Here is a 26,135-nt window from a genome sequence, read left to right as displayed (position 1 = left end):
ACTAGGGGGCGACGCCCTCGGGGCGTCGGAGTTCTCCACAGGGCGGCCCGCCGGCGTGCTCGGGCGGCGGCGGTTCCCATCCCGGCCTCAGTCGTGCGGCGGCAGCGGTCCCAGCAGGAGCGACGCCCAGGCGCCGTGCGCCGACGCGTCGTCGGAGGGGTGGAACTGCCCGGCGAGCACGTCGCGGTAGAGGCGGCCGAGCTCCGACCTGCGCTGGTACGCCGACCCGCCCGCGATCCGGACGGCGCTCTCGACCACGCGGAGCGCTCCCTCCGTGGTGCGGATCTTCACCCCGACCAGCGAGGGGAACCAGCGCGCACCGCGGTCGACGAGCGCGTCCACGTCGGCCGCCGCCGTGCGCAGGGGCGCCTCGAGCCCGTCGAGCAGCATCCCGGCCTCAGCCACCCGGTGCCGCACCTCGGGGTCCTCCGCCAGTGGCCGCCCTCCCGCCCGGAGGGAGGTCCGTCGGCGGACGGAGGCGACGGCGAGCTCGAGCGCGCGCTGCGCGACACCGAGGTAGACCGAGGAGATCAGCAGCTCGAAGGCCGCGAAGACGGCGAAGACGAAGGGGTCGGCGGTCGGTCCGACGGGCAGCGAGCGGATCATCCGCTCGGCCGGTACGACGACGCCGTCGAGCACCGTCGTGCGGCTCTGGGTCGCCCGCATGCCGAGCGTGTCCCAGTCGTCGCGGACCTCGAGCCCGGCGACCGGAGACTCCGGGCTCTCACGGTGCACGAAGCCGTGCACGAGCCGTGGCTCCGACCCGCTGTCGTCGCGGCCGAACACGCCGAGCCGCGTCCAGGCGGGCGCGAGGGAGGTGAAGACCTTCGTTCCGGTGAAGCGGTAGCCGCCGTCCCCGAGCGGCTCCGCCCGCGTCAGTGAGTCCGAGAGCACCAGGTCGTTGCCCGCCTCGCTGTTGCCGAAGGCGAAGACGTGACCCGCCGCGGCGTCGACGAGGACCGAGCGGAGGGAGTCGTCGCCCCGCTCGAGCAGGATTCGCGCGATCCCGGTCCAGACCAGGTGCATGTTGACGGCGAGCGCGGTCGCGGGAGCGGCCGTCGCGAGGCGCGTCTGCTCGGCGGCCGCCTGCTCCAGGCCGAGGCCGGCACCGCCGAGCTCCTCGGGGACGAGCAGCGCCAGGTACCCGATCGAGCGCAGCTCCTCCAGGTCGTCCGCGCAGAACGCGTTGCGCTCGTCGTAGTCGGCCGCGCGGGTGCGGAAGCGCTCGAGGAGCGCGTCGTCGAGGATGCTCACCCGTCCACGCTACGCCCCGGTGCCCTGCAGGGACGCGCCCGGCCCGGGGATCCTCGGATCCCACGGACCGGACGCACAGCGAGCCCGTCAGGCGAGCTCGTTCGATTCCAGCATCTCGGTGACCAGAGCGGCGATCGCCGAGCGCTCGGAGCGGGTCAGCGTGACGTGCGCGAACAGCGGGTGGCCCTTCAGCGTCTCGATCACGGAGGCGACCCCGTCGTGCCGGCCGACCCGGAGGTTGTCGCGCTGCGCCACGTCGTGGGTCAGCACCACCCGGGAGTTCTGCCCGACGCGCGAGAGCACCGTGAGCAGGACGTTCCGCTCCAGCGACTGCGCCTCGTCGACGATCACGAACGCGTCGTGCAGCGAGCGCCCGCGGATGTGCGTGAGCGGCAGCACCTCGAGCATCCCGCGCTCGATCACCTCGTCGAGCACGTTCTGCGACACCAGCGCCCCGAGCGTGTCGAAGACCGCCTGCGCCCAGGGGTTCATCTTCTCGGCCGCGTCGCCGGGCAGGAAGCCGAGGTCCTGGCCGCCCACCGCATAGAGCGGCCGGAAGACCATGATCTTCTTGTGCTGGCGCTTCTCCAGCACCGCCTCCAGGCCCGCGCAGAGCGCCAGCGCCGACTTGCCGGTGCCGGCCCGGCCGCCGAGCGAGACGATGCCGACCTCCGGGTCGAGCAGCAGGTCGATCGCGAGCCGCTGCTCCGCCGACCGCCCGTGCAGGCCGAACACGTCCTTGTCGCCGCGGACCAGCGTGATCTGCCGCTTGCCGGTGACCCTCGCGAGAGCGGAGCCGCGGTCGGAGTGGACGACGAGTCCGGTGTTGACCGGGATGTCGGCCACGACGTCCGTGAAGAGCCGCTCGCGGTCGTAGAGCTCGCTCATCGCGTCGCCGCCGAGCGTCACGTCGTCCATGCCGGTCCAACCGGACTCGGGGGCCTGCTCGGCCAGGTACTCCTCGGCCGCGAGGCCGATGGAGGCGGCCTTCACGCGCATCGGCATGTCCTTGGACACGACGGTGACCGCGGCGCCCTCGCTCTGCAGGTTGAGCGCGACGGCGAGGATCCTCGCGTCGTTATCGCCCATCTGGAGCCCGCTCGGCAGCACCGACATGTTCGAGTGGTTGAGCTCGACGCGGAGCGTGCCGCCGCGGCCGACGGCGATGGGGAAGTCGAGGCGCTCGTGCTGCACGCGCAGCTCGTCGAGGCGGCGCAGGGCCTGCCGGGCGAAGTAGCCGATCTCGGGATCGTTGCGCTTGCCCTCGAGCTCGCTGATGACGACGATCGGCAGCACGACGGCGTGCTCCGCGAACCGGAACATCGAGGACGGATCCGACAGCAGCACCGAGGTGTCCAGGACGTAGGTGCGAAGGAGCTGATCGGCCGGATCCGAGGAGCCGTGCTGGACACGGCGGTGGACGCCGCCCTGCGTCCCGGTCTGCGGATCCATGCCCTGGGGAACTGTCACGACGACTCTCCACACTCCGGGGGCCGGAGCCCCCGGCTCATGTCCTCGAGCCGGTCTCATCGGTGCGTGTCGTGCACCGCGCAGTGTCCCTTCGGCGTCTGCGCGATGTCGAGCCGTACTTCTGTGGCCGTCTCGACCAGGCGCTGTACCTGATGACTCGAACCTAACCCGGCGAATGACATCCGTGTGCTTCTCACCGCTACGAATGTGTAACCAGTGTGTGAACGCGCGGAATCCGGCCTAGTAGTCGATGCTCGTGGCCGACGAGATCAGGGCGGCGCGGAGCAGCGCGAGGGTCGCGTCGGTGGTGCCGGCGTGCGCGCTGAAGCGGACGGTGCTCGGACGCACGCGCGCGGTGACGCCGTGCGCGGCGAGGGAGGCTGCCAGCGGGGCCAGCTCCTCCGGCTCCGGCTCGACGACCACGATGCCGGCGCGCTCGTGCTCGCCGCGGGAGCCCACGACCGCCAGTCCGAACTCGTCCGCGAGGTCGACGATCGCGCTGACCCGCTCCGCCACGAGCGCGGCGATCGTCGACTGCCCGACCGCGGCGACCTCCTCCAGCGCCGACGCGAGCCGGGCCTGGGCGATCGGGTCCGGGTTGCTGATGCTGAAGGCGCGGGCGTCGCCGCGCGGCGGAGCCACCTCGTCCCACGGCTCCGCCCGCTCCGATCCCGTCCAGCCGGAGAGCACCGGGGTCAGCCGCGACAGCGCCCGCTCGCTGAGCGCGAGGAAGCCCGTCCCCCAGCCGGCGCGGAGCCACTTCTGGCCGCCGGTGACGACCACGTCCGCCAGCTCGTAGGGCGCGTCGACGATGCCGAAGCCCTGGATCGCGTCGAGGACGAGCATCCGGTCGCCGATCACGTCGCGGATCGCCGCGACGTCCGCGAGGTAGCCGGTGCGGGAGTCGACCAGGCTCACCGCGACGGTCGTCACGTCGTCCGTGAGCTGCTCGCGGACCGCCTCCGGCGTCACCCGTCCCTGCTCGGTCCGCAGCCAGCGGGGCTCCACCGAGCCGAGAGCCTGCGCCGAGCGCACCGCCGCGAACGGCAGGCTCGGGAACTCCGCGGCCGACAGCAGCACCGCGCCCGAGGCGCCGAACAGCGCGTGCAGGAGGCCGGTCGAGGTGTTGGGCTGGAAGACGACGCGGTCGGCGGGAACGTGCACGAGCGCCGCCGCCGCCTCCCGGACGCGCTCGTCCTGCCGGAACAGCTCGTCGAGGGTGCCGCTGCGCGCGCGCACCAGCAGCTCGACGGCCGCCTCCTGCTCGGCGGCGACGGTCGCCGAGAGCGGGCCCACCCGGCCGAAGTCGAGGTACCCGGTCTCCTCGCCGAAACCGGCGAGGTAGTCCTCGGTCGTGGTGGAGGTGGCCTCGTTCGAGCTCATGCCGGCCCTTCCGGTCGGTGGTGCGGCAGGAGCCGCGAGGTCAGCTGCCGAAGCGGCGGTGCCGTCCGGCGTAGTCGCGGAGCGCGCGGAGGAAGTCGACCTCGCGGATGTCGGGGCCGAGCGCCTCCATGAAGTAGAACTCGCTGTGCGCGCTCTGCCAGAGCATGAAGTCGGAGAGGCGCTGCTCCCCCGAGGTGCGGATGACCAGATCGGGGTCGGGCTGCCCGCTGGTGTACAGGTGCTCGCCGATGAGCTCCGGGGTCAGCAGGCCCGCGACGTCCTCGATGGAGGAGCCGCGCTTGCCGTGCTCCTCCAGGATGCTCCGCACGGCCTGGGCGATCTCGTGCCGCCCGCCGTAGCCGACCGCGAGGTTGACGTGCAGGCCCGTGTGGGAGGCGGTGCGCGCCTCCGCCGTGTCGAGCGCGGCCACGAGCGAGGGCGGGAGGCCCTCGTCGGAGCCGACGTGCTGCACGCGCCAGTCGGGCTGCTGCGAGACCTCCTCGGCGAGGTCGGCGATGATCGCGATCAGCTCGGTCAGCTCGCTGCTGTCGCGGCCGACGAGGTTGTCCTGCGAGAGCAGGTAGAGGGTGACGTGGCGCACGCCGAGCTCGTCGCACCACTGCAGGAACTCGTGCACCTTGGCGGCGCCGGCCCGGTGGCCGTGCGCGGCGGTCTCGAGGGCCCGCTGCCGCGCCCAGCGCCGGTTGCCGTCGATGATCATCGCGACGTGGTTCGGCAGGGAGTCGGGGGGAAGGCTCGAGCGGAGGCGCTTCTTGTAGACGCCGTAGAGGAGGTCCCTTCCCACAGGCAGTCTCGGCTTCGGCACAGTGACACGGTAGTCGACCCGGGGCGCTCCTCGAAGCCCGGCGGCGCTCGGCGTCGGCCCGGGACGGCGTCGTAGTCTGTCCGGCATGAGCCAGCGGCCGACGCCTCCCCCGTCCGATCCCCGCGCCCGCACCGACCGCGGCAGAGACGCCGTCGGAGCGGACGGCCCGGACCTGCCCGCCCTCCCCCTCGTCGAGGACGCGATCGAGCACGACTCCTCGGCGGAGGTCCGGCCCACCTGGCGCGGTCGGATCCACGCCGGCCTCTTCCCGCTCGCGATCGTCGCCGGAGTGGTGCTGATCGTGGTCGCGGAGGGGACCGCGGCGAAGTGGGCGGCCGCGGTGTTCGCGACCACGTCGCTCCTGCTCTTCGGGAACTCCGCTCTGTACCACCGCTTCGACTGGAAGCCGCGGACGAAGATGATCCTCAAGCGGATCGACCACGCCAACATCTTCCTGCTGATCGCCGGCACCTACACGCCGCTGGCCGTGCTCGCCCTGCCGCCCGCGCAGGGCACGCTCCTGCTGGTCCTGGTCTGGGCGGGGGCGCTGCTCGGGATCGGCTTCCGCGTCTTCTGGATCGGGGCGCCGCGCTGGCTCTACGTGCCGCTCTACCTGCTGCTGGGCTGGGCGGCCGTGATGTACCTCGGTCCGCTCTTCGAGGCCAGCGCGACGATGATGGTGCTCGTCCTCGTCGGCGGGCTCTGCTACTCCGCCGGAGCCGTGATCTACGGGATCAAGAAGCCCAACCCGGTCCCGGGCGTCTTCGGCTTCCACGAGATCTTCCACGCGCTCACGGCCGTGGCGTTCCTCTGCCACTGGACGGCGGCGCTGATCGTCTCGCTCCACCCCGCCTACAACGCCTAGCGGGGCCCGGGCCCACCGGTGCGGGCCGGGCTCAGCCCTCGCTGCGCTCCGCCTCCTCGGCGTCGAGCCGCTCCTTCACCTGGGCGGTGTAGGTGGTGCGCCGCACGCGCCGGACCATGTCGAGCGCGAGGAGGACGGCGGCCAGAGCGATCACGAGCATCGTGATGAAGCCGAAGAGGCCCGGCGTGACCGTGTCCTCGTTGAACTCGGGACCCGGGGTCGGCACCGTCGTGGAGGCGAGGACGACGGCGCGCTGGGCGCCCTCGAGCAGCCCGGCGATCACGCGCGCACCTCGTCGGCGACGACGACGCCGGAGCCGTCGGGCTCCGGGGACACCGGGGCGTCCCCCGAGGGCTCGGGGTCGGGAGCGATCGGCGGGACGACCGCGGTCGGGCCCGGGGCGAGCTCGGCCAGGTCGAGACCGGCGAAGAGATCCGTCTCGGGCGTCGGCGCGTCGACCCGGCTCTCGACGAGCTGGAAGTCGTCGGTCGGCCAGGCGGCGTCGATCGCCTCGTGCGGGAGGAAGAAGAAGGCGTTGTCCGGAGCGACCTGGCTGGCGTGGGCCAGCAGGGCCGCATCGCGCCGATCGTGGAAGCCGGAGATCACGACCCGCGTCGTCGCGAGGTACGGGGTGTCCTCGTTCCAGCGCTTCATCTCCTCGAAGACCGACAGGCGCGGGTCCTCCGGGTCGATCGAGCGCAGGTGCTCGGCGATCGCCCGCAGCTTCTGGCCACTGAAGACGCGGTCGTAGTACAGCTTCGAGATCGACCACGGAGCGCCCGTGCCCCGGTACTCCTCGGCGAGGCCCGCCGCGCGGTACGCCTCGACGGCGACCTGGTGGGCGCGGATGTGGTCGGGGTGCGGGTAGCCGCCGTTCTCGTCGTAGCTGATGATCACGTGCGGCCGGAACCGGCGGACCAGGCGCACGAGCGGAGCGGCGGCCGTGGCGAGCGGCAGACCCGCGAACGAGGCGGCGTCGACCTTCCCGTCCTCGGGCATGCCGGAGTCGACGAAGCCGAGCCAGGCGTGCTCGACGCCGAGCGCCTCGCGAGCGGCCGCCATCTCGTACCGGCGGAGGCCGCCGATGTCGCGCTCGGCGTGCGCGCGGGCCTCGAGGCCCTCGTTCAGCACGGAGCCGGCCTCGCCTCCGGTGCAGGAGACGACCATGACCTCGGCGCCCCGCGAGGCGTAGGCGGCCAGCGTCGCCGCGCCCTTGCTCGACTCGTCGTCAGGATGGGCGTGCACGGCGAGGAGGCGCGGAGTGTCCCGCACCTCCGAATCGACGGAGACCTCGACGGCCTGGGACACGATCGCTCGATTCCTCGGGGTTTAATGGGATCGGCGCTCCTGTCCGCGAAGGACGCGCGCCACCCGTCCAGAGTAGACGCATCACCCAGGGAGTTCCGTGGCCGCACGCACGTCCGAGAGCGTCGAGGGAGCCGCCTCGCCCGCGCATGATCCGGACGCGGTCCGCGCCGCCGGACCCCTCGCCACCCGCTACGGCCGCACGACGCGCACCCGCCGCGGCAACCGCTGGCTCTTCGGCGGCGTCGCGCTCGCCTTCGTCGCCGTCTTCGCCGCCTGGGTCGTCTGGGCCGGACTCGACGGAGCACGCGGCGGGGTGGACGTCCAGGACACCGCGCACCAGGTCGTCGACGACCGCACCGTCACCGTCTCCTTCGACCTCACCGCGCCCGTCGGCCGCGAGGTCGCCTGCGCGGTCCAGGCCCTCAACGAGCAGTCCGCCGTGGTCGGCTGGCTGGTCGTGGAGTACCCCGCCTCGACGGAGCGCTTCCGCTCCTACACGGAGACGGTCCGCACCACCGAGCTCGCGAACACAGGTTTGATCTCCTCCTGCTGGCTCCCGTAGGCTTGCCCGAAGCCCTGACGGACTCGTCGGGGCCTCGCCATTCCCACCGCCGCCTGACGCCGGCCGTCCCCACCGCCGGACGCGGACACCTCCGCACGGTGCTGCCGGGCGCCGCGAGCGCGGCCCGCAGAGCAGGAGCCCACCATGGCCGACCAGTCACAGGTGACCTGGATGACCCAGGAGTCGTACGACCGCCTCGAGGCGGAGCTCACCGAGCTGTCCACCAACGGACGCGAGGAGATCGCCAAGCGCATCGAGGTCGCCCGCGAGGAGGGCGACCTGAAGGAGAACGGCGGCTACCACGCCGCGAAGGACGAGCAGGGCAAGATCGAGGCCCGCATCCGCCAGCTGACCTCGCTCCTCCGCGAAGCCGAGATCGGCACGCCCCCCGAGAGCCACGGAGTCGTCGAGGCCGGCACCATCATCACCGCCGAGATCGCCGGCGACGAGTCCCGCTTCCTCCTCGGCAACCGCGAGATGGCGGGCGAGAGCGACCTCGACGTCTACAGCCCCCAGAGCCCCCTCGGATCGGCGATCATGGGCCTGAACGTCGGCGACACCGCCCGCTTCACGGCACCCAACGGGCGGGAGATCGAGGTCCGCGTCGCCAACGTCGAGACCTGGTCCGGCCACTGATCGCACGTCGCGGCGCTCTCCGCGGCGTTGTCGTCGGGCGCGATACCGCCGGTATCGCTTCCTCCTCCGCCTTGCGGAGAACGCCGCGACGCACGATCAGCCCTCTCCAGACGGGGGGCGCCGGCTTCGCGGCGAGAGCGTCGGGCGCGATACCGCCGGTACCGCTTCCTCCTCCGCCTTGCGGAGAACGCCGCGACGCACGATCAGCCCTCTCCAGACGGGGGGCGCCGGCTTCGCGGCGACAGCGTCGGGCGCGATACCGCCGGTACCGCTTCCTCCTCCGCCTTGCGGAGAACGCGGCGACGCACGATCAGCCCTCTCCGAACGGGCGCGCCGCGCCGGCTTCGCGGCGACGGCGAGGGCGCGAGATCGCCGGTACCGGCTTTGTCCTCCGCTCTGCGGAGAACACCGCGGCGCCCTCGAGCGGTCAGTTGCGGGAGATGCGGGGGGCGTAGCCGGCGTCGGTGAGGACCTGGATGACGCGGTCGGCGTGCTCGGGGCCGCGGGTCTCGACGCTGATCTCGATCTCGACCTCGCTGATCTGCAGGCCCCGGCCGTGCCGGGTGTGCAGCACCTCGACCACGTTCGCGTTCGCCTCCGAGATGAGCTCCGCGATGCGCGACAGCTGCCCCGGACGATCCGGCAGCCCGATGCTCATCTTGAGGTAGCGCTCCGTCGCGGCCAGGCCCCGGCTGATCACCCGCTCCATCATCAGCGGATCGATGTTGCCGCCCGACAGGATGACCGCGGTCGCTCCGGCGTTGCGGATCTTCCCCGTCAGGATCGCCGCGATGCCCACCGCGCCCGCTGGCTCCACCACGAGCTTCGCCCGCTCCAGCAGCACCAGCAGGGCCCGGGCGATGTCGTCGTCCTCGACGGTGACGACCTCGTCCACCATCTCGCGGACGATCGCGAAGTTCAGCTGCCCCGGCTTCGCCACGGCGATGCCGTCGGCGATCGTCGGAGAGATCGTGATCGCGGTCGGCTCGCCGCTCGCGAGCGAGAGCGGGTACGGCGCCGCGTTGGCCGCCTGCACGCCGATGACGCGGAGCGTGCGCCCCTCCTCGGCCGCCTTCTGCTTGGCCGCCGAGGCGACCCCGGCGATGAGGCCGCCCCCGCCGATGGGCACCACGATGGTCTCGACGGCGGGGGCCTGCTCGAGGATCTCGAGGCCGACCGTGCCCTGGCCGGTGATCACGTCGGGGTGGTCGTAGGGAGGAACGAAGACCGCGCCGGTGCGCTCGGCGAACTCCGCCGCCGCCGCGAGCGCCTCGTTGAAGATGTGCCCGCTCAGCACCACGTCAGCGCCGTAGTCACGGGTGGCCGCGAGCTTGGGCAGCGCGACGCCGATCGGCATGAAGATCGTGGCCTTGATCCCCAGCTCCCGCGCCGCGTAGGCGACGCCCTGCGCGTGGTTGCCGGCCGAGGCCGCCACGACTCCGCGGGCCCGCTCCTCCGGGGTGAGCCGCGACATCCGGAACACGGCTCCGCGGATCTTGTAGGAGCCGGTGCGCTGGAGGTTCTCGCACTTGAGGAACACGGGCGAGCCGAGGACCTGCGCGAGGAAGGTGCTCGTCTCCATGGGGGTGGCGGCGATGACGGGGGCGAGGACGGCGCGGGCCGCCTCGAACTCGTGGAGGGCGGGTCCGACGACGCGGCTAGTCTGCATGCTCTGCGGCAACTCTCTCGGGGGTTCGGGTCGGCGAGCGCCAGGCTCCGCTCGCGACGTACTTGACCATGACGTTGAGTGTGGCCACGACGGGCACCGCGAAGAAGGCGCCGGCGATGCCGCCGATGATCGAGCCTCCGGCCACAGCGAGCACGACGGCCAACGGGTGGACCTTGACCGCCGACCCCATGATCAGCGGCTGGAGGATGTGGCCCTCGAGCTGCTGCACCGCGAGGACGACGATCAGCAGGAAGAGCGCGATCAGCGGTCCGTTGTAGACCAGCGCGATGAAGACGGCCAGCGCCCCCGTCACCACGGCGCCGATGACCGGCACGAAGGAGCCGAGGAAGACGAGCACGCCGATCGGGATGGCCAGCGGGACGCCGAGGAGGAAGGAGCCGAGGCCGATGCCGACCGCATCGACGAAGGCGACCAGGATCTGCACCTTCACGAAGTTGGTCAGCGTCACCCACCCTGCGCGACCGGCGCCGTCGACGGCTCCGCGGGCGCGGCGCGGGAAGAGGCGGACGACCCAGCTCCAGATGTTCGGCCCGTCGATGAGGATGAACAGCGTCGAGAAGAGGGTGAGCAGCACGCCCGTCAGCAGGTGGCCGACGGTCGAGCCGACGCTGAGCGCGCCGCTGACCAGCATCCCCGAGTCCTGCTGCAGGGCCGTGAGCGCCTGCTGCGCGTACTGGTTGATGTCGGTCTCGGTGAGGTGGAGCGGCGACTCGAGGAGGAAGGCCTTGAAGTCGTCGTAGGACTGCACCGTCTGCCGGCTGAGATCGTCGAAGCCGGAGTAGACCTGGGTGACGACGAGGAAGAGGAGCCCGCCGATCACCACGACGATCCCCAGCTCCGCCAGGACGACGGCGGCCCACTTGGGCCAGCGGTGGCGCTGGAGGAAGCTCGAGAACGGCACGAGCAGGGCGGCGATCACGATCGCGAGCAGGAGCGGGATGACGATCAGCCGCAGCTCGATGACGAGCAGCACCAGCACCGCGAGCGCCGCGACCACGACGAGGACGCGCCAGGCCCAGGCGCCGGCGATGCGCATCCCGTCGCTCACGAAGGCCGAATCGGCGACGGGAGCGGGCCGGGAGGGGGCGGCCGGGGCGGCGGGCGCGGCGGGCTGGACGGCGCGCGGGCCGGAGGTGCGGCGGGACCTGCCGAGTCTCATCTGCCCAGACTAGGCCCCGGCGCATACCCCGCGCGGTATCCCCGGGGAGTGCTCATGCGGCGGCGCCGACCGCCGCCTGCTCCGGTGCCGGACCGACGGCGACCGGGCGCCGCGCGGGCAGCACGCCGACCCGCTCCCCCGGCTCGAGGCGGTGCCCCGACGCGTGCTGGACGGTGACCTCCTCGCCCGTCGACAGCCGGACTGTCGAGCGCCGCACCGGCCCCAGGAAGCTCGAGGCGAGGACGACTCCGGGCAGGGAGTCGGGAGCGCCGTCGGCCACGACGGCGAGGTCCTCGGGGCGGAGGAACACCGACACGGGCCCGTCGGCCGCCGCCGCGTCGACGAGCGGCAGGCGCACACCGAGCGCGTGGACCGATCCCGACGAGACCGTCCCCGCGACCACCGTCGAGAGGCCGACGAAGCGGGCCGTGAAGGCGGTCGCCGGGCGCGCGTAGAGGTCCTCCGGTGCACCCAGCTGCTCGATCCGCCCGGCGTTCATCACCGCGACGCGGTCGGCGACGGCGAGCGCCTCCTCCTGATCGTGCGTGACGAAGAACGTGGTGATGCCGATCTCGGACTGCAGGCGCTTGATCTCGTCGCGCAGCTGGACGCGGACCTTCGCGTCCAGTGCCGACAGAGGCTCGTCCAGCAGCAGCACCCGCGGCCGCGTGACGAGGGCGCGCGCGAGCGCCACCCGCTGCTGCTGGCCGCCGGAGAGCTCGTGCGCGTAGCGGTCGCCGAGGGCGCCGAGGCCCACGACTTCCAGCGCCTCCCCCGCGGCCGCCCGGCGCTCGCGCGCCCCGACTCCCCGGGTGCGCAGCCCGAACTCGACGTTCTCGCGCGCCCGCAGGTGCGGGAAGAGCGAGTACGACTGGAAGACCATGCCCATGTCGCGCTTCGCGACGGGGACGTGGGCGACGTCCTCCTCGTCGACGAGGATCCGCCCCGCGTCGATCCGCTCGAGACCGCTGAGGGCGCGCAGGGCTGTGGTCTTGCCGCAGCCGGAGGGGCCGAGCAGCGCGATGAACTCACCCGGGGCCACGTCGAACGAGACGCCGTCGAGCGCTCGCGCGGAGCCGTAGTGCCGCTCCACGTCGACGAAGCGCACGCGGGCGCCGGGGAGGGTGGGAGCGGTCACGAGGAGCCTTTCGAGGAGCGCGCCCGGCCCGTCGGCAGGCCGATCCGCGCGAGGCGGCCGATCCCGAGCAGGAGGGCGAAGGCGAAGAGGAGGGAGAGCAGCGAGAAGATCACGGCGACGTAGGCGTCGGACTTCGACACCTGCACCAGGCCGGTCTGGAGGGTGGTGCGGCTGAGGAGCGAGGCGATCGTGTACTCGCCGAGAACGACTGCGACGGTGATCAGCGCGGCCGCGACCAGGCCCCGGCGCAGGTTCGGCAGGAGGACCCTCCCGAGCACCGCGAGCGGGCCCGCGCCGAGTGAGCGGGCCGCCTCCGAGAGCGTCACGGCGTCGAGACCGGCGAGGTCCGCCGCCACGGCGCGGTAGGCGTAGGGCAGGACCAGCACCCCGTAGGCGAGAGCGAGCGTCCACGGCGCGGAGCCGGCGAGCTCGGTGACCACGGAGTAGACCGGCGCGAGGCCGACGACGATGACGATGGCGGGCACGGTCAGCGGGAGCAGGCAGACCAGCTCCAGAGCCCGGCGCAGGCGCGGGAGCCGGATCTCGACGAGCAGCATCGTCGGCACCAGCAGGACCAGGACGATGAGGGCGGTGACGACGGCGAGGACCAGCGAGTTTCCGATCCCCTGGAACAGCGAGCGGTAGGCGCGCTCGTTCTCCGGGTCGAGGATCGCCGTCCAGTGCGAGAGGTCGTGGCCGCCGGCGCCGCGGAGCGTGAACTCCGCCATCGCGACGATCGGGACGGCGAACACCAGCCCGGTGATCACGAGCACCGCCCCGGACAGGAGCCGCGCGGGCCTCATCGCTGCCACCGCCGGGCCCGGCGCTGCAGCAGCGCGTACCCGGACATCAGGACCACCATCACCGCGAGCATCCCGAGCGCGAGGGCGCCCGCGAGGTTCTCACGGCCCAGCACCGTCTCGCTGACCAGCGCGGCGCGGATCTGCAGCGGGACGATCTGCGCGCCCTGGCTGATCAGCGCCGCCGCGGTGGCGAAGGAGGAGAACGCGTTCGCGAACAGCAGCAGCACGCAGCCGAGGAACGACGGCGCCAGCACCGGGAGGGCCACGTGCAGCCAGTAGCCGAGCCGGCCCCCGCCGAGCACCGCGTTCGCCTCGGCCCACTCCGGGCGCAGACCCTCGAGCGCGGGCAGGAACGTGAGCACCATCAGGGGCACCTGGAAGTAGAGGTAGGGCAGGACGAGCCCGGGAAGCTGGTAGAGCCACACGCCGTCGGCGTAGAGGTCGACGCCCGCTCCCGCGAGGAGGGTGGTCACCAGCCCCTGCACGCCGATCGTCGCGATGAAGGCGAACGCGAGCATCACACCGCCGAACTGCGCGAGGACGCTCGCCGCCGCATCGACGACGGTCCGGAGCGCCCCGCGCGGATCGGAGCCGAGCAGGGCCAGGCACACGACCGCGCCCAGCACCGCGCCGACGACGGCGGTCACGGCCGAGAGCCCGAGCGACGCGCCGAAGGCGGACAGCACGACGGGATCCCCGAGCGCCAGCACGTTCGCCGTGGTGAAGCGGCCGTCTCCGTCCGTGAATCCGGTCGCCACCGCGAGGACCGTGGGGACGGCCAGGAACAGCAGGACGTAGAGCGCGAAGGGGGCGACGCCCAGCACGGCCGGGGTGCCGCGCCGTCCCCGGGGCGCGGACGCCGCGGAGACGGCCTCGGCGGGAGCGGTGGTCACTGGATCGCCGCGGCCCACTTCTCGGCGAGGAGCGACGAGGCCGCCTCGGTCTGCTCCTCCGTGAACTGGACGAGGTCGGAGGGAGCGGCGCCGACGGCGTCGAGCGCGTCCTGGTCGACCGTGCCGGCCTCGGTCATCGCGGCCAGGCGCACCGGGTAGGCGCCGGCGGCGAGGAAGAGGTTCTGCGCGGCGTCGGAGTAGAGGTACTCCTGCCAGAGCCGCGCGGCCGCGGGGTGCGGAGCGTCGGCGTTGACCGCCTGGTTGTAGTAGCTGCCGACGGCGGAGCCCGGGAGGACGGTCGTCGTCCACTCGCGGGTGCCCTCGTTCGCCTTCCCGGCGGCGAGGTTGTTGTAGCTCCAGTCGAAGACGACAGGGGTCTCGCCCGAGGCGATGGTGGCGTCGGTCGGGTCCAGCGGCAGGAAGTTGCCGGCGTCGTTCAGCTTCTCGAAGAAGTCGATCCCCGCCTGGACGTCGTCGGCGGAGCCGCCGGACTGGAGAGCCGCGAGCTGCACTGCGGCCGCGGCGGCTCCCGCCTGGGTCGGGTCGCCGTTGATCGCGACCGAGCCGCGGTAGTCGGCGCCGAGGAGGTCCTCGAGCGACGTGGGCGCAGGCACCGCGGCCGCGTCGAACCCGATCGACATCAGGCCGGTGTAGTCGTGCACACAGAGTACTGACTACTCCTTGTTCCCATCGGGGATGTCGTCCCAGGACTCAACCATGTACGGCGCGAACACGTCCGTGTTCGCCAGAGCGACGGCCGGCCCGAGGTCGAACACGTCGGGAGCGGTGTCCTGCCCGGCGAGGTTCTCCGCCGTGCTGATCTCCTCCGCGGAGGAGACGTCGGGGTCGGCGGAGTTCACGGTGATGCCGTACTCGTCCTCGAAGCCCCTGATCAGCTCGCCGTAGTTCGCCCAGGTGTCGGGCAGGGCGATGACGTTGAGCTCGCCCTCGGCCTTCGCGGCCTCGACCAGGGCGTCCAGCCCGCCGAGGTCCGCGGCGGACGTGGCGGACGCCGCGTCCGCGCCGCCGCCGTCGGACGAGGCGGTGGCGCCGCCGGAGCAGGCCGAGAGCGTGAAGACGAGGGTGGTGCCGGCGGCGGCGACCGCGGCGGTGCGCGACAGGCGCTGAATGGTCAAGGGTCCTCCAGTAGTCGGGTGGGCCGCCCCGGTGGGACGGCCTCGGGCACGGTAGGAGCGCCGCGAGTCGGCGAGGGAGCGCGGCGGTGAATGCCGGGCGAACGCCGGGGGCCGAATCGGGGACGGCGATGTCGGGGGCGTTCGCTAGCGTGGGCGGACCATGACCGAGCAGCTCTCCCCCGCGCTGGCGCGCCGCATCGCCCTGGCGGCGCAGGGGTTCGGCCCCCGTCCGTCCCGGGTCGACGCGCGCCGGGTGCGCGCCGCCGTGGACCGGATCCGCCCGCTCCAGCTCGACTCGGTGAACGTCTTCGAGCGGAGCCACTACCTGCCGCTGCTCGCGCGGCTCGGCCCGTACGATCGCTCCCTCCTCGACGCAGCGGCCTTCTCCCCCGACGGCCCCTACGTCGAGTACTGGGCCCACGAGGCCGCCCTCGTCCGCCGCGAGGACCTCCCGCTCTACCGCTGGCGGATGGAGCACTACCGCCGGGTCCGCCTGCCCGAGCACGAGGGCTGGGCCCACGAGAACCGCGCCACCCTCGACTGGCTCCGCGCCGCGCTCGCCGACGGTCCCCTCCGCGCCTCCGAGATCGAGCACGAGGCCAACGTCCGCACGGGCCCCTGGTGGGGCTGGTCCGACATCAAGCGCGGCCTCGAGGTCCTGTTCCGCTGGGGCGAGGTGGTGACGGCGGGGCGCACGCGCTTCGAGCGCTCCTACGGTCTCGCCGAGCGGCTCCTCCCGAGCGCGGTGCTCGACGCCGACGTGCCCCTCCCCGACGCCGTCCGCGAGCTCGTGCGCCGGGCGGCCCGGGCCCACGGGATCGGCACCCTCGGCGACCTGGCCGACTACCACCGGCTGCTCCAGTCCCCCACGCGCGTCGCGATCGACGAGCTGGTCGAGGCGGGCGAGCTCGAGCGCGTCGAGGTGCTCGGCTGGGAGCGGGGCGGGCGACCCGTGCCGCTCTGGCGGCACGTCGACGCCCGACGCCCCCGCACGCTCCGGGCGGACGCGCTCCTCTCGCCGTTCGACCCCGTGGTCTGGCACCGGCCGAGGGCCGAGCTGTTCTTCGGCTTCCACTACCGGATCGAGATCTACACCCCGGCCGATCAGCGGGTGCACGGCTACTACGTCCTCCCCGTGCTCCTCGACGACGTGATCGCTGCACGGGTCGACCTCAAGAGCGAGCGCAAGCGCCGTGTCCTCCTCGTGCAGGCTGCCTGGCTCGAGCCGGGGGCCCCGGCCGACACGCCGGAGCGGCTCGCCGCGCTGCTGGTCGAGGCGGCGGCCTGGCAGGGCCTCGACGCCGTCGAGGTCGTCGGTCGCGGCGACCTCGCGGCCGCCCTCGCCGCAGCACTGAGGAGGATCGCGTGAGCGCGCCCGGCGGCGTCCTGGCGCTGGCGCTGTCGGAGCGCTGCGTCGCCCGTCTGCTCGAGCGCGGGAGCGTCGTCGGGGTCGGCACGGGCGAGCTCGCCCACGCGGCCGGCGTCTCCCTCCGGACCTTCCACCGGTACCTCGGCGGGAAGGAGGACTGCGTGCGTCCGGTGCTCGCCGCCGCGATCGCCGCGATGGGACGCGCCCTCCTCGAGCGCCCGGCCGCCGAGCCGCTGAACGCGGCGCTCGGTCACGCCTTCGCCGCGGCGGCCTCCGGTCCCCAGCTCGACCGCACCCTCCGGCTGATCCCCCTGCTCACCGAGACCTCGGCGATGCGCGCGGTCTGGGCGCAGTCGCTGCACGACGGCGAGGAGGCGCTGACGCCGTTCCTCGCGGAGCGGATGGGGCTCGGCCGCACGTCCCCGCACCGGGCGGCCGTCCTGGCCACCGTCGTCCTCGCCCTGGTCCGGCGGGCGCTGGTCGACGCGGCCGCGAGCGGCATCGACCCGGCGCCGGTCTTCGCCGAGTACCTGACGACCGTCGACGGCGGTCCGCTCGCGGCTCCGACCGGATGACGTCCCGTCCGGCGCGGTGGCGGGCGCGCCTCTGACCGAAGCGGGATGCGGTGCGGGGCGGCGATCGTCGACGGGGCGTCGGCCGGATCGGCCTGCTAGAAGCGCGATCCCATCTCGGAGAGGCGGGCGACGCGGTCCGCGATCGGCGGGTGGGTCGCGAAGAGGCGCGCGACCACTCCCGGCTTCGACGGGTCGGCGATCCAGAGGTGCGCCATCGAGCTGTTCTGCCGCTGCATCGGCCGGCCCGCGGACTCGAGCTTGAGCAGGGCGCGGGCGAGGGCGTCGGGGTGGCGGGTCGTCAGCGCACCGGTGGCATCGGCGAGGTACTCGCGCTGACGGGAGATCGAGAGCTGCACGACCGAGGCGACGATCGGCGCGAGGACCATCGACACCAGCCCGACGATCAGGAGCGCCGGGTTGCCCCCGCCGTTGCCGTTGCCGCCCCGCCCGAAGAAGGCCAGGCGGAGGAAGGCGTCCGAGAGGAAGCCCACCGCGACGACGAGACCGAAGACGATCATCGAGACGCGGATGTCGTAGTTGCGGACGTGGCCCAGCTCGTGGGCCATCACGCCCTCCAGCTCGGCGTCGTCCATGATCGCGAGCAGGCCCGTCGTCGCAGCGACGACGGCGTGCTCGGGGTCGCGGCCGGTCGCGAACGCGTTCGGCGCCGGGTCGTCGATCAGGTACACCTTCGGCATCGGCGTACCCGTCGCGATCGAGAGGTTCTCGACGATGCGGTACAGCCTCGGCTCGTCCGCCTTCTCCACCGCCACGCCGCCGCTGAGCGCGACCGCCTGGCGAGCGGCGAAGAAGTACTGGAAGAACGCGTACCCGGCGGCGATCACGAGCACCACCACGACGATCGTCGTGCTGCGGTAGACCGCTGCCGCCAGGGCGCCCAGGCCGCCGATGATCACCAGGAACAGGACGAGGATCAGGACCGTGTTGCGCTTGTTTCGGGCGATCGCGCTGTACACGGCGGCTGCCTAGAACTGGACGCGCGGGGGCTCCGAGATCGCGGCGAGATCGCCGACCTCGAAGAACTCGCGCTCCGAGAAGCCGAGCCGACGCGAGAAGAGCGTGTTCGGGAAGACCTTCACCTTGGTGTTCATCTCGCGCACACCGCCGTTGTAGAAGCGCCGGGCCGACTGGATCTTGTCCTCGGTGTCGACCAGCTCGCCCTGCAGCTGGAGGAAGTTCTGGCTCGCCTGCAGCTGGGGGTACGCCTCCGCGACCGCGAAGATCGACTTCAGCGCGCTCTGCATGTGGTCCTCGGCGACCGACGCCTCCGCCGGGCCCTGGGCCTGGAGCGTCTCGGCGCGAGCCTGCGTCACCGACTCGAAGACCTGGCGCTCGTGCGAGGCGTAGCCCTTCACGGAGTCGATCACGTTGGGGATCAGATCCGCACGGCGCTTCAGCTGGACGGTGATGTCGCTCCACGCCTCGTCCACGCGGACGTTGAGGGTGACCAGCGAGTTGTACGTCGCCCAGAGGTAGACCCCGAGGATGACGACGAGCGCGACGACGACGATGAGCGGGACGAGCCATTCCATGCCGTCCAGTGTAGGGACGGCGCGCTCCCCGGCACCTGTCGATGAGGCGCATTCGCAGGGGCGGGTCGGCCCTACTTGAGGGTCTTCTGCAGCAGGACGGTGCTGAGCCAGCGCTCGAACTTGAAGCCGACGCGGCCCATCCGGCCGACCTCGACGAATCCGAACTGCGCGTGCATCGCCAGCGACGCCTCCGCGCCCTTGTCGGCGATGACGGCCATGATCTGACGGATCCCCACGGCCTTCGCGCGCTCGAGGAGCTCGGCCATCAGCGCCCGGCCGAGGCCCTTGCCGGTGGAGGCCGCCCGCAGGTAGATCGAGTTCTCCACGGTGAAGCGGTACGCCCGCTTGGAGGACCACGGCGACACCATCGCGTAGACGAGGGTCTGGCCTGAAGGCGAGACGGCCACGATGAAGGGCAGGCAGAGCTTGTGGTTGCGGGAGAAGTTCGTGCGGCACTCCTTCAGCGTCGAGTCGTCCTCGTCGAAGGTCACCACCGTGTTGCGCACGTAGTGGTTGTAGATCTCGCGGATGTCCGGGAGGTCGGCGTCGCGGGCGTCGCGGATCTCGAACGAGAAGCCGGGCTCGGGAGGCGGCGCCTTCCGCAGGTGCGGCGGCAGGACGCGCCGGCTCTCGTACTCTTCCTCAAGCATCCGGCTCTCCTTCGGCTCCGCCCATCGATCCGGGCCAGCGTAGCCGCCCCGCGGGCGAGCGCCCGGTCACGCGAGAGCGCTCCAGTCGACCGGCTCCGCGCCGCGCTCCTCCAGGAGGGCGTTGGCGCGGCTGAACGGCCGGGAGCCGAAGAAGCCGCGCGAGGCCGACAGCGGGCTGGGGTGCGCGCTCTCGATCACTCCGGCCTCCCCCAGCATCGGGCGGAGCGACGCGGCGTCGCGGCCCCAGAGGATCGCGACGAGAGGCGCGTCCCGGGCGGCCAGCGTGCGGATCGCGTGCTCGGTGACCACCTCCCAGCCCTTCCCGCGGTGCGAGGCGGGAGCGCCGGGGGCGACGGTGAGGACCCGGTTGAGCAGCATCACGCCGCTCGAGGTCCAGCCGCTGAGGTCGCCGTGCTCGGGCGGCTCGACGCCGAGATCGTCCCGGAGCTCGCGGTGGATGTTCTGCAGGCTCCCCGGCAGCGGGCGCACGTGGCGCTCGACCGCGAAGGACAGCCCGATCGGGTGCCCGGGCGTCGGGTACGGGTCCTGTCCGACGATGAGGACGCGCACGTCCGCGAGCGGGGCGGCGAAGGCGCGGAGCACGTCGCGGCCCGTGGGGGGATAGGTCCGACGGGCCGCGAGCGCGTCGGGGAGGAAGGTGGCCATCGCGGCGATGTCCCCTGCGACTTGGGCGAGCGCCTCCGCCCAGCCCCGGTCGATCAGTCCCGAGGCCGCGAGCTCAGCGAGGTCCACCGGGTCAGCCCGCCGCGAGCGTCGCGACGACGACTCCGGCGTCGCTGCCGCTCACGCGCCACACCGAGCCGGCGCCGCCGACGCGGAGCGCGCCGGTGCCGACGATCAGCACGGTGGACTCGTCGAGCGCGACGCCGCCGTCGACCAGGCCCGCCTCGACGGCCGCGACCAGGCGGCCGAGGGTCCCCCACTGCGCCGCGTGCACGTCGACCGTCACGTCGATGAGGCCGATGCCCTCGAGCACCGTGACCTCGTCGAGCTCCTCCGCCGCGCCCTCCGGGACGACGGCGACGCCGCCGATCCGGTGGCCGCCGACGAGGGCGCGATCGGCCGCGACGGCGGCCCCCGCCGAGTAGCCGGCGTACGGCACTCCGGAGGAGACGACATCGCGCAGCCGCGGGAAGCAGGCCTCGAGCGCGTCGCGGTAGGCCGGGGTCAGCCCTCCGCCGACGAAGATCCCGTCGACGTCGTCGAAGACCGCGGGATCGATCCGGCCGCCCTCCGGCTTCATCACGGCGAACGCGTCGAGCGGGCCGACCGTCGCGAGCAGTGCCGCGTAGCCGGCGTAGGCCTCCGGGCCGAGCCCGTCGTGGACGACGACGATCGCGATGCGCGGGCCCTCGATCCGGCCGGCGTCGACCGCGTGGGCGCGCGCCTCCGCGAGGAACGCCCCGTACAGCTGCTGGTCGTGCTCGACGCCGCCTCCGCCGCCGATCAGGTGGACGCTCACTCGTCGTCCTCGGCGAGGGCTCCGTCCACCGGGGGCAGAGCCGACCAGGGGAAGACGATCCAGCGCGGGGTGCGGCGCCAGAAGAAATCGGGCTCGAGCACCGTGCGCGGCTTCGTGTACAGGGTCACAGTGCGCACCTCGGCACCCATCGCGCGGATGAGCTTCACCGAGAGGGCGAGGGTGTGGCCGGAGTCGGAGACGTCGTCGACCAGGAGGATGCGCTTGCCGCGCACGGACGCCTCGTCGAGCAGCGGCGGCAGCACCACGGGCTCCGCCAGGCGCGCCTCGACGCCGGTGTAGAACTCGACGTTCAGCGCGCCGCAGCTCTTGATGCCGAGCGCGTAGGCCACGGCGCCCGCGAGGAGCAGACCGCCGCGCGCGATGGCGACGACCAGCTCCGGCCGGTAGCCCGACGCGACCACGTCGTCGGCCAGGTGCCGAGCGGCGTCGCCGAACTCGAGCCAGCCGAGCACCTCCTTCTCCGTGGCGGCGAGGAGGGCGGCGGAGTCGTCGGCGTCGGAAACCATGAGGGACAGGCTAGGCCGTCGCGGGCCTCCGCGTCACATCGGTCAGGCGCGCGGGGCCAGGGGTCCCTTCGCGACCTTGTGCGGGGCCGCCTGCGCGACCGGCTTGATGGTCACCAGGTCGAGGTTGACGTGGGCGGGGAGCTCCACCGAGGAGACGATCGCGGCGGCGACGTCCTCCGCGACCAGCGGGTCGGGGACCTCGGCGTAGACCGCGTCGGCGCGCTCCCGGTCGCCGCCGAAGCGGACCAGCGAGAACTCGTCCGTGTGCACCATCCCCGGCGCGATCTCGATCGCTCGGATCGGCTCGCCCGCCAGCTCGAGCCGCAGCACGGCGACCAGCGCGTGCGCGGCGTGCTTGGCGGCGTTGTACCCGCCTCCGCCCTCGTAGGCGACGTGGCCGGCGATCGAGGTGACGGTCACGATGTCCGCGGAGGTCCCGCTCCCCCGGATCCCGGCCCGCAGCAGCGGGAGCAGCGCGCTGGTCACGAGCTTCACCGAGAGCACGTTGATCTCGAACATGCGGCGCCAGTCCTCGGGGTCGGACTTCTCGACCGAGTCGAGTCCGAGCGCACCGCCCGCGTTGTTCACGAGCGCGTGCACGGGCCCGGAGGAGGCGAGGTGGTCGCGCAGAGCGTCGACCTGGGCGGCGTCGGTGAGGTCGGCGGCGAAGTACCCGGCGCCGGTCTCGGCGGCGAGCGCCTCCAGCCGGTCGCGCCGGCGCGCGACGGCGACGACCTCCCAGCCGTGCTCGCGGAACAGGCGGACCGTGGCCGCCCCGATCCCTGAACTCGCTCCTGTCACGACAACGCGTCGATCCACGCCCGTCCCCTTCCGTCAAGCCTCGGACACCCTCGACTCCGTCGTCGCAGCCCAACGCTAGTCTGGCCGCGTGCCGCCCGCCGACCCGGTTCCCGCGACTGCCGGGACAGCCGTCACCCCGAAGCGCCGCGTGCCCCTCTGGGACAACGCGCGCTTCGTCTGCGTGACCCTCGTCGTGATCGGGCACGGCGTCCAGAGGCTGACGGCCAACTCCGACACCTCGCTCATCGTCTACCTGACGATCTACGCCTTCCACATGCCGGCCTTCGCGATCATCTCGGGCTACTTCTCCAAGAGCGGCGCACCGAGCGGGCGCGCGATGCGGCGGGTGCTGACCGACATCCTCCTGCCCTACCTGATCATGGAGACGATCTGGACCCTGGTGCAGTTCCTGGTCGAGGGGAAGCAGGAGTTCAACCCGACGAAGCCGAGCTGGACGCTGTGGTTCCTGCTCGCGCTGGGCATCTTCCGCCTCGTCCTCCCCTACCTGGCGCTGCTGCGCTGGCCGCTGCTGATCAGCGTGGTGCTCGCGGTCGGGGTCAGCTACTACGACAACATCGACTCGACCTTCTCGCTCGCACGCGCGATCGGGATCCTGCCGTTCTTCGTGTTCGGCTGGCGCCTGCGCGGCTTCGCCCCCGGCGGCCGCTCCGCCGTCGACCGCTGGCTCGATCAGCCGCCGTCGCGGGTGCTCCTCGCCCGGATCCTCGCCGTCGTCCTCTTCGCGGTCACGGCGGTCGTCATGACCGTCAACATCGAGGCGTTCCGAGCGGCGGACCTGCGCTACTGGTTCTTCTACGACCGCCCCTACGACGCCCTCGGCGAGACCCAGTGGTGGGCCGGGCTGGTGCGGCTGGCCCTGATGGCCGGAGCGGTAGTGCTCTCGCTCGCGCTCTTCGCGATGGTGCCCCGCCGCCGCACCCCGCTCACCGCCTGGGGGCAGTCGACGATGTACGTCTACCTCCTCCACAGCTTCGTCCTCTATCCGCTGCGGGAGTCCGGGATCCTCTCGCGGACGGAGAGCACGCTCGCCCTCGTGCTGATGATCGTGTTCTGCGTCGCGGTCTCGGTCGCGCTCTCGCTGGGCTGGACCCGCACCGTCTTCCACCGGCTGGTCGAGCCCCGCGCGGCCTGGCTCTTCGCCCCGGTGGCCGACGAGAGGCCTCCGCGCCCGGACCGCGCAGACCCTACGGGCGCCAAGCGCGACCGGCAGCCCGAGCGGCGCTGACGGCCGTTACCCCGTGTGTCGGCGGTCCTGGCCGCCCGGGGGGCCCCCGCGTACGCTCGTCGCGACGGAGAACGGCCCCGTCACCGACCCCGACGATCCGATGGGAAGCACCATGACCGACTCCGAGAAGTGGCAGTTCGAGACCAAGCAGATCCACTCGGGCGCCGCGCCGGACCCGGTGACCAAGGCCCGCGCGACGCCGATCTACCAGACCACCTCCTACGTCTTCGACAACGCGGAGCACGCCCAGAACCTGTTCGCGCTGGCCGAGTTCGGGAACATCTACACCCGCATCCAGAACCCGACCCAGGCGGTCGTGGAGGAGCGGCTCACCGCCCTCGAGGGCGGCTCCGGCGCCCTGCTGCTCGCCTCGGGCCAGGCCGCCGAGACCGCGGCCGTGCTGAACATCGCCCAGGCCGGCGACCACATCGTCTCGTCGTCCTCGATCTACGGCGGCACCTACAACCTCTTCAAGTACACCCTCGCCAAGCTCGGCATCGAGACGACCTTCGTCGAGAACCAGGACGACCGCGAGGAGTGGCGCCGCGCCGTCCGTCCGAACACGAAGCTGTTCTTCGCCGAGACCGTCGGCAACCCCAAGATCAACATCCTCGACATCCGCACCGTGGCCGATGTCGCGCACGACGCCGGCGTGCCCCTGATCGTGGACAACACCATCGCGACGCCCTACCTGATCCGCCCCTTCGAGCACGGCGCGGACATCATCGTGCACTCGGCGACGAAGTTCCTCGGCGGCCACGGCACGGTCATCGGCGGAGCGATCGTCGACGGCGGCCGCTTCTCGTGGACCGCGAACGCTGAGCGCTTCCCCGGCCTCACCACGCCGGACGAGTCGTACCACGGCGCCGTCTACACCGCCGCGGTCGGCGACTCCCTCGCCTACATCATCAAGGCCCGCGTGCAGCTGCTGCGCGACCTCGGCGCCTCGATCGCCCCGGCGAGCGCCTGGCAGCTCATCCAGGGCATCGAGACCCTCTCGCTCCGGATCGAGCGCCACGTGCAGAACGCGCAGGAGATCGCGGAGTACCTCGAGAACCACTCCGACATCGCCTCGGTGAACTACTCGGGCCTGCCCACCTCGCCCTGGTACGCCGCGGCCAACCGCTACGCGCCGAAGGGCGTGGGCGCGGTGCTCTCGTTCGAGCTCAAGGGCGGAGTGGACGCCGGCCGGGCCTTCGTCGACTCGCTGGAGCTGTTCTCGCACCTGGCCAACATCGGCGACGTCCGCTCGCTCGTCATCCACCCCGCGTCGACCACGCACTCGCAGCTCTCGCCCGAGCAGCAGCTGACCGCCGGCGTCACTCCGGGCCTGGTGCGCCTGTCGGTGGGACTCGAGAACGTCGACGACCTCCGCGCCGACCTCGACCAGGCCCTCCGCGCCGCGCGCGCCGTCGTCGAGGCCTCCCGCGCGAACGCCTGAGGCCCCTCGGCGCCCTGACGGGGTCCCCGTCCTCGGGGATCGCGTCGGGGCGCTCCGCGCGCGGGCGGAGGAGCGCGGGAGCAGGGCGTAACAAACGGCTCCGCCCCGCGGCGCTCTGACACGATGGACAGCGCTATGGACTGGCAGCAGACACTCGAGGACACGGTCCCGTCGGCGTTCGTCACCGAGCGCCAGCTCCTCTCGGTCATCGGCAAGCCGCCCGCCACCGGAGCCTGGCGCGACGGCGACCACCCGGGCGGACGCCGCTTCGTCGACCTCGGCCCGTTCGACTTCGAGGCGGGCGGCCGCCTCCCCCACGCCCGCATCGCCTACGAGAGCTGGGGCGCGCTGAACGAGCGCCGCGACAACGCCGTCCTCGTCCTGCACGCGCTGACCGGCGACTCCCACCTGCTCGGCCGCGGCGATCCCGGCCACGCGACGGACGGCTGGTGGTCGGGACTCGTCGGCCCCGGCCTCGTGATCGACACCGACCGCTTCTTCGTGGTCGCCCCGAACATGCTCGGCGGCTGCCAGGGCTCCAGCGGTCCCGCGTCCCTCGCCCCCGACGGCCACGAGTGGGGCGCACGGTTCCCGTACACGAGCATCCGCGACCAGGTGCGGGCGCAGGTGCAGTTCAGCGACCTGCTCGGCGTCGAGCGCTGGCACACCGTCATCGGCGGCTCGATGGGCGGGATGCAGGCGCTGGAGTGGGGGATCGACCACGCGGAGCGGGTCGCGCGCCTCGCGGTCCTCGCAGCTCCCCCGCGGGCCACGGCCGACCAGATCGCCCTCAACTTCGTGCAGCTCGAGGCGATCCGCAACGACGCGGCCTTCGCGGGCGGCTCCTACTACGACGCCGGCGACGGCCAGGGCCCGTACCACGGCCTCGCGCTCGCCCGCCGGATGGCACTGCTCAACTACCGCAGCCCCTCCGAGCTCAACGACCGCTTCGAGCGCAGCTGGCAGTCGGGGCTCAGCCCGCTCGGCGGCGGCGGCCGCTTCGCCGTGGAGTCGTACCTCGACTTCCACGGCAACAAGTTCACGCGCCGCTTCGACGCGAACAGCTACATCACGCTCGTCGAGGCGATGAACTCGCACGACGTCGGCCGCGGCCGGGGCGGCGAGGCGGCCGCCCTCTCCCGGATCACCAGCCCGACCCTCGTCCTCGGCATCGACAGCGACCGGCTCTTCCCGGTCGAGGGCCAGCGGATCATCGCGGCGCACGCTCCCGGCGCTCTCGACGGCGGAGAGGTCGCGGTGATCACCTCGACGTTCGGCCACGACGGGTTCCTCATCGAGGACGACGCGGTCGGCGCGCACCTCGCCCGGCTGCTGGCGCATCCCGCGACGGCCTGACCCGCCCGACT

General features: G+C 72.6%; 26 protein-coding genes and 1 pseudogene. 8 read left to right on the top strand and 19 right to left on the bottom strand.

Annotation, left to right across the window (positions count from 1 at the left end; all coding sequences use genetic code 11):
- Window positions 1-87 precede the first annotated feature (87 nt).
- The 4 genes from C5C33_RS01010 to C5C33_RS00995 form a co-directional block, all read right to left on the bottom strand.
- Complete coding sequence (locus C5C33_RS01010) at window positions 88-1,254, bottom strand: acyl-CoA dehydrogenase family protein (RefSeq protein WP_104260177.1); 1,167 nt, start codon at window positions 1,252-1,254, stop codon at window positions 88-90.
- 87 nt (window positions 1,255-1,341) lie between these two features.
- On the bottom strand, window positions 1,342-2,706 hold the full coding sequence (locus tag C5C33_RS01005) for a PhoH family protein (RefSeq protein ID WP_104224423.1): 1,365 nt from the start codon (window positions 2,704-2,706) through the stop codon (window positions 1,342-1,344).
- 258 nt (window positions 2,707-2,964) lie between these two features.
- Window positions 2,965-4,107, bottom strand: a complete 1,143-nt coding sequence (locus C5C33_RS01000; RefSeq protein ID WP_104260150.1) for an aminotransferase class V-fold PLP-dependent enzyme — start codon at window positions 4,105-4,107, stop codon at window positions 2,965-2,967.
- A 40-nt stretch (window positions 4,108-4,147) separates the two neighbouring features.
- Window positions 4,148-4,912, bottom strand: coding sequence for an isoprenyl transferase (locus C5C33_RS00995; RefSeq protein WP_279630826.1), 765 nt, complete (start codon window positions 4,910-4,912; stop codon window positions 4,148-4,150).
- A gap of 106 nt (window positions 4,913-5,018) precedes the next feature.
- Here C5C33_RS00995 and C5C33_RS00990 point away from each other — a divergent pair, with 106 nt between their 5' ends.
- A complete protein-coding gene (locus C5C33_RS00990; RefSeq protein WP_104260151.1) occupies window positions 5,019-5,798 on the top strand; it encodes a hemolysin III family protein in 780 nt (259 codons plus the stop codon).
- A 31-nt stretch (window positions 5,799-5,829) separates the two neighbouring features.
- Here C5C33_RS00990 and C5C33_RS00985 read toward each other — a convergent pair whose 3' ends face one another.
- Together C5C33_RS00985 and mca are read right to left on the bottom strand one after the other, a co-directional pair.
- Window positions 5,830-6,081, bottom strand: coding sequence for a hypothetical protein (locus C5C33_RS00985; RefSeq protein ID WP_244230611.1), 252 nt, complete (start codon window positions 6,079-6,081; stop codon window positions 5,830-5,832).
- A complete protein-coding gene (mca, locus tag C5C33_RS00980) occupies window positions 6,078-7,106 on the bottom strand; it encodes a mycothiol conjugate amidase Mca (protein ID WP_244229458.1) in 1,029 nt (342 codons plus the stop codon). The genes C5C33_RS00985 and mca overlap by 4 nt, the downstream gene beginning before the upstream one ends.
- A gap of 97 nt (window positions 7,107-7,203) precedes the next feature.
- On the opposite strand from mca, the gene C5C33_RS00975 reads away from it, so the two are divergent.
- Both C5C33_RS00975 and greA read left to right on the top strand, forming a co-directional pair.
- Window positions 7,204-7,668, top strand: coding sequence for a DUF4307 domain-containing protein (locus C5C33_RS00975; RefSeq protein ID WP_104260152.1), 465 nt, complete (start codon window positions 7,204-7,206; stop codon window positions 7,666-7,668).
- A 144-nt stretch (window positions 7,669-7,812) separates the two neighbouring features.
- Window positions 7,813-8,304: a transcription elongation factor GreA gene (gene greA / locus C5C33_RS00970; protein WP_104225519.1), complete on the top strand. Its 492-nt coding sequence runs from the start codon at window positions 7,813-7,815 to the stop codon at window positions 8,302-8,304.
- A gap of 427 nt (window positions 8,305-8,731) precedes the next feature.
- On the opposite strand, the gene ilvA is transcribed toward greA, so the two are convergent.
- The 6 genes and pseudogenes from ilvA to C5C33_RS00940 form a co-directional block, all read right to left on the bottom strand.
- Window positions 8,732-9,973, bottom strand: coding sequence for a threonine ammonia-lyase (gene ilvA, locus C5C33_RS00965; protein WP_104260176.1), 1,242 nt, complete (start codon window positions 9,971-9,973; stop codon window positions 8,732-8,734).
- Entirely contained in the window at window positions 9,963-11,153 is a 1,191-nt protein-coding gene (locus tag C5C33_RS00960; protein WP_104246634.1) for an AI-2E family transporter, read from the bottom strand. The genes ilvA and C5C33_RS00960 overlap by 11 nt, the downstream gene beginning before the upstream one ends.
- Before the next feature lie 52 nt (window positions 11,154-11,205).
- Window positions 11,206-12,291, bottom strand: coding sequence for an ABC transporter ATP-binding protein (locus C5C33_RS00955; protein WP_104260153.1), 1,086 nt, complete (start codon window positions 12,289-12,291; stop codon window positions 11,206-11,208).
- On the bottom strand, window positions 12,288-13,094 hold the full coding sequence (locus tag C5C33_RS00950) for an ABC transporter permease (RefSeq protein WP_104260154.1): 807 nt from the start codon (window positions 13,092-13,094) through the stop codon (window positions 12,288-12,290). The genes C5C33_RS00955 and C5C33_RS00950 overlap by 4 nt, the downstream gene beginning before the upstream one ends.
- Window positions 13,091-13,987, bottom strand: a complete 897-nt coding sequence (locus C5C33_RS00945; protein ID WP_104260236.1) for an ABC transporter permease subunit — start codon at window positions 13,985-13,987, stop codon at window positions 13,091-13,093. Before C5C33_RS00945 ends, C5C33_RS00950 begins: the two co-directional genes overlap by 4 nt.
- Window positions 13,984-15,123, bottom strand: a pseudogene (locus C5C33_RS00940) (ABC transporter substrate-binding protein). Before C5C33_RS00940 ends, C5C33_RS00945 begins: the two are co-directional and overlap by 4 nt.
- A gap of 160 nt (window positions 15,124-15,283) precedes the next feature.
- Here C5C33_RS00940 and C5C33_RS00935 point away from each other — a divergent pair.
- Window positions 15,284-16,492, top strand: coding sequence for a winged helix-turn-helix domain-containing protein (locus C5C33_RS00935; protein ID WP_104260175.1), 1,209 nt, complete (start codon window positions 15,284-15,286; stop codon window positions 16,490-16,492).
- Window positions 16,489-17,067, top strand: coding sequence for a TetR/AcrR family transcriptional regulator (locus C5C33_RS00930; RefSeq protein ID WP_104224435.1), 579 nt, complete (start codon window positions 16,489-16,491; stop codon window positions 17,065-17,067). Before C5C33_RS00935 ends, C5C33_RS00930 begins: the two co-directional genes overlap by 4 nt.
- 95 nt (window positions 17,068-17,162) lie before the next feature.
- Here C5C33_RS00930 and C5C33_RS00925 read toward each other — a convergent pair whose 3' ends face one another.
- From C5C33_RS00925 to C5C33_RS00895, 7 genes are all read right to left on the bottom strand, one after another.
- A complete protein-coding gene (locus tag C5C33_RS00925) occupies window positions 17,163-18,044 on the bottom strand; it encodes a M48 family metalloprotease (RefSeq protein WP_104260158.1) in 882 nt (293 codons plus the stop codon).
- Window positions 18,045-18,053: 9 nt separating this feature from the next.
- Window positions 18,054-18,620 carry a LemA family protein gene (locus tag C5C33_RS00920; protein WP_104225511.1) on the bottom strand — a complete coding sequence of 189 codons (567 nt, stop codon included), beginning with the start codon at window positions 18,618-18,620 and terminating at the stop codon, window positions 18,054-18,056.
- Window positions 18,621-18,691: 71 nt separating this feature from the next.
- Window positions 18,692-19,270: a GNAT family N-acetyltransferase gene (locus C5C33_RS00915; RefSeq protein WP_104260174.1), complete on the bottom strand. Its 579-nt coding sequence runs from the start codon at window positions 19,268-19,270 to the stop codon at window positions 18,692-18,694.
- A 66-nt stretch (window positions 19,271-19,336) separates the two neighbouring features.
- Window positions 19,337-20,023, bottom strand: a complete 687-nt coding sequence (locus C5C33_RS00910; protein ID WP_104260173.1) for a uracil-DNA glycosylase — start codon at window positions 20,021-20,023, stop codon at window positions 19,337-19,339.
- A gap of 4 nt (window positions 20,024-20,027) precedes the next feature.
- Entirely contained in the window at window positions 20,028-20,753 is a 726-nt protein-coding gene (locus tag C5C33_RS00905; RefSeq protein WP_104260161.1) for a peptidase S51, read from the bottom strand.
- On the bottom strand, window positions 20,750-21,280 hold the full coding sequence (locus C5C33_RS00900; RefSeq protein WP_104224441.1) for a phosphoribosyltransferase: 531 nt from the start codon (window positions 21,278-21,280) through the stop codon (window positions 20,750-20,752). Before C5C33_RS00900 ends, C5C33_RS00905 begins: the two co-directional genes overlap by 4 nt.
- Before the next feature lie 42 nt (window positions 21,281-21,322).
- Entirely contained in the window at window positions 21,323-22,099 is a 777-nt protein-coding gene (locus C5C33_RS00895) for an SDR family NAD(P)-dependent oxidoreductase (protein WP_258069147.1), read from the bottom strand.
- A 70-nt stretch (window positions 22,100-22,169) separates the two neighbouring features.
- Here C5C33_RS00895 and C5C33_RS00890 point away from each other — a divergent pair, with 70 nt between their 5' ends.
- From C5C33_RS00890 to C5C33_RS00880, 3 genes are all read left to right on the top strand, one after another.
- A complete protein-coding gene (locus C5C33_RS00890; RefSeq protein ID WP_104315117.1) occupies window positions 22,170-23,327 on the top strand; it encodes an acyltransferase family protein in 1,158 nt (385 codons plus the stop codon).
- A 112-nt stretch (window positions 23,328-23,439) separates the two neighbouring features.
- Window positions 23,440-24,768 (top strand): bifunctional o-acetylhomoserine/o-acetylserine sulfhydrylase, encoded by a 1,329-nt coding sequence (locus C5C33_RS00885; protein WP_104225507.1) that lies wholly within the window; start codon window positions 23,440-23,442, stop codon window positions 24,766-24,768.
- A gap of 135 nt (window positions 24,769-24,903) precedes the next feature.
- Window positions 24,904-26,124, top strand: coding sequence for a homoserine O-acetyltransferase (locus C5C33_RS00880; RefSeq protein ID WP_104232776.1), 1,221 nt, complete (start codon window positions 24,904-24,906; stop codon window positions 26,122-26,124).
- The last annotated feature ends 11 nt before the right edge of the window (window positions 26,125-26,135 follow it).

This window comes from Rathayibacter sp. AY1H3 (genome assembly GCF_002932015.1).
This window is presented reverse-complemented; position numbering and strand designations above follow the sequence as displayed.

Excerpts from the sequence above, each read along its gene's own strand:
- C5C33_RS00935 (WP_104260175.1), top strand. The coding sequence starts at position 15,284 with ATGACCGAGCAGCTCTCCCCCGCGCTGGCGCGCCGCATCGCCCTGGCG.
- ilvA (WP_104260176.1), bottom strand. The coding sequence starts at position 9,973 with ATGCAGACTAGCCGCGTCGTCGGACCCGCCCTCCACGAGTTCGAGGCG.
- C5C33_RS00915 (WP_104260174.1), bottom strand. The coding sequence starts at position 19,270 with ATGCTTGAGGAAGAGTACGAGAGCCGGCGCGTCCTGCCGCCGCACCTG.
- C5C33_RS00900 (WP_104224441.1), bottom strand. The coding sequence starts at position 21,280 with ATGGTTTCCGACGCCGACGACTCCGCCGCCCTCCTCGCCGCCACGGAG.
- C5C33_RS00990 (WP_104260151.1), top strand. The coding sequence starts at position 5,019 with ATGAGCCAGCGGCCGACGCCTCCCCCGTCCGATCCCCGCGCCCGCACC.
- C5C33_RS00920 (WP_104225511.1), bottom strand. The coding sequence starts at position 18,620 with ATGGAATGGCTCGTCCCGCTCATCGTCGTCGTCGCGCTCGTCGTCATC.
- C5C33_RS00880 (WP_104232776.1), top strand. The coding sequence starts at position 24,904 with ATGGACTGGCAGCAGACACTCGAGGACACGGTCCCGTCGGCGTTCGTC.
- C5C33_RS00960 (WP_104246634.1), bottom strand. The coding sequence starts at position 11,153 with ATGAGACTCGGCAGGTCCCGCCGCACCTCCGGCCCGCGCGCCGTCCAG.
- C5C33_RS01000 (WP_104260150.1), bottom strand. The coding sequence starts at position 4,107 with ATGAGCTCGAACGAGGCCACCTCCACCACGACCGAGGACTACCTCGCC.
- C5C33_RS00950 (WP_104260154.1), bottom strand. The coding sequence starts at position 13,094 with ATGAGGCCCGCGCGGCTCCTGTCCGGGGCGGTGCTCGTGATCACCGGG.
- greA (WP_104225519.1), top strand. The coding sequence starts at position 7,813 with ATGGCCGACCAGTCACAGGTGACCTGGATGACCCAGGAGTCGTACGAC.
- C5C33_RS00885 (WP_104225507.1), top strand. The coding sequence starts at position 23,440 with ATGACCGACTCCGAGAAGTGGCAGTTCGAGACCAAGCAGATCCACTCG.
- C5C33_RS01005 (WP_104224423.1), bottom strand. The coding sequence starts at position 2,706 with ATGGATCCGCAGACCGGGACGCAGGGCGGCGTCCACCGCCGTGTCCAG.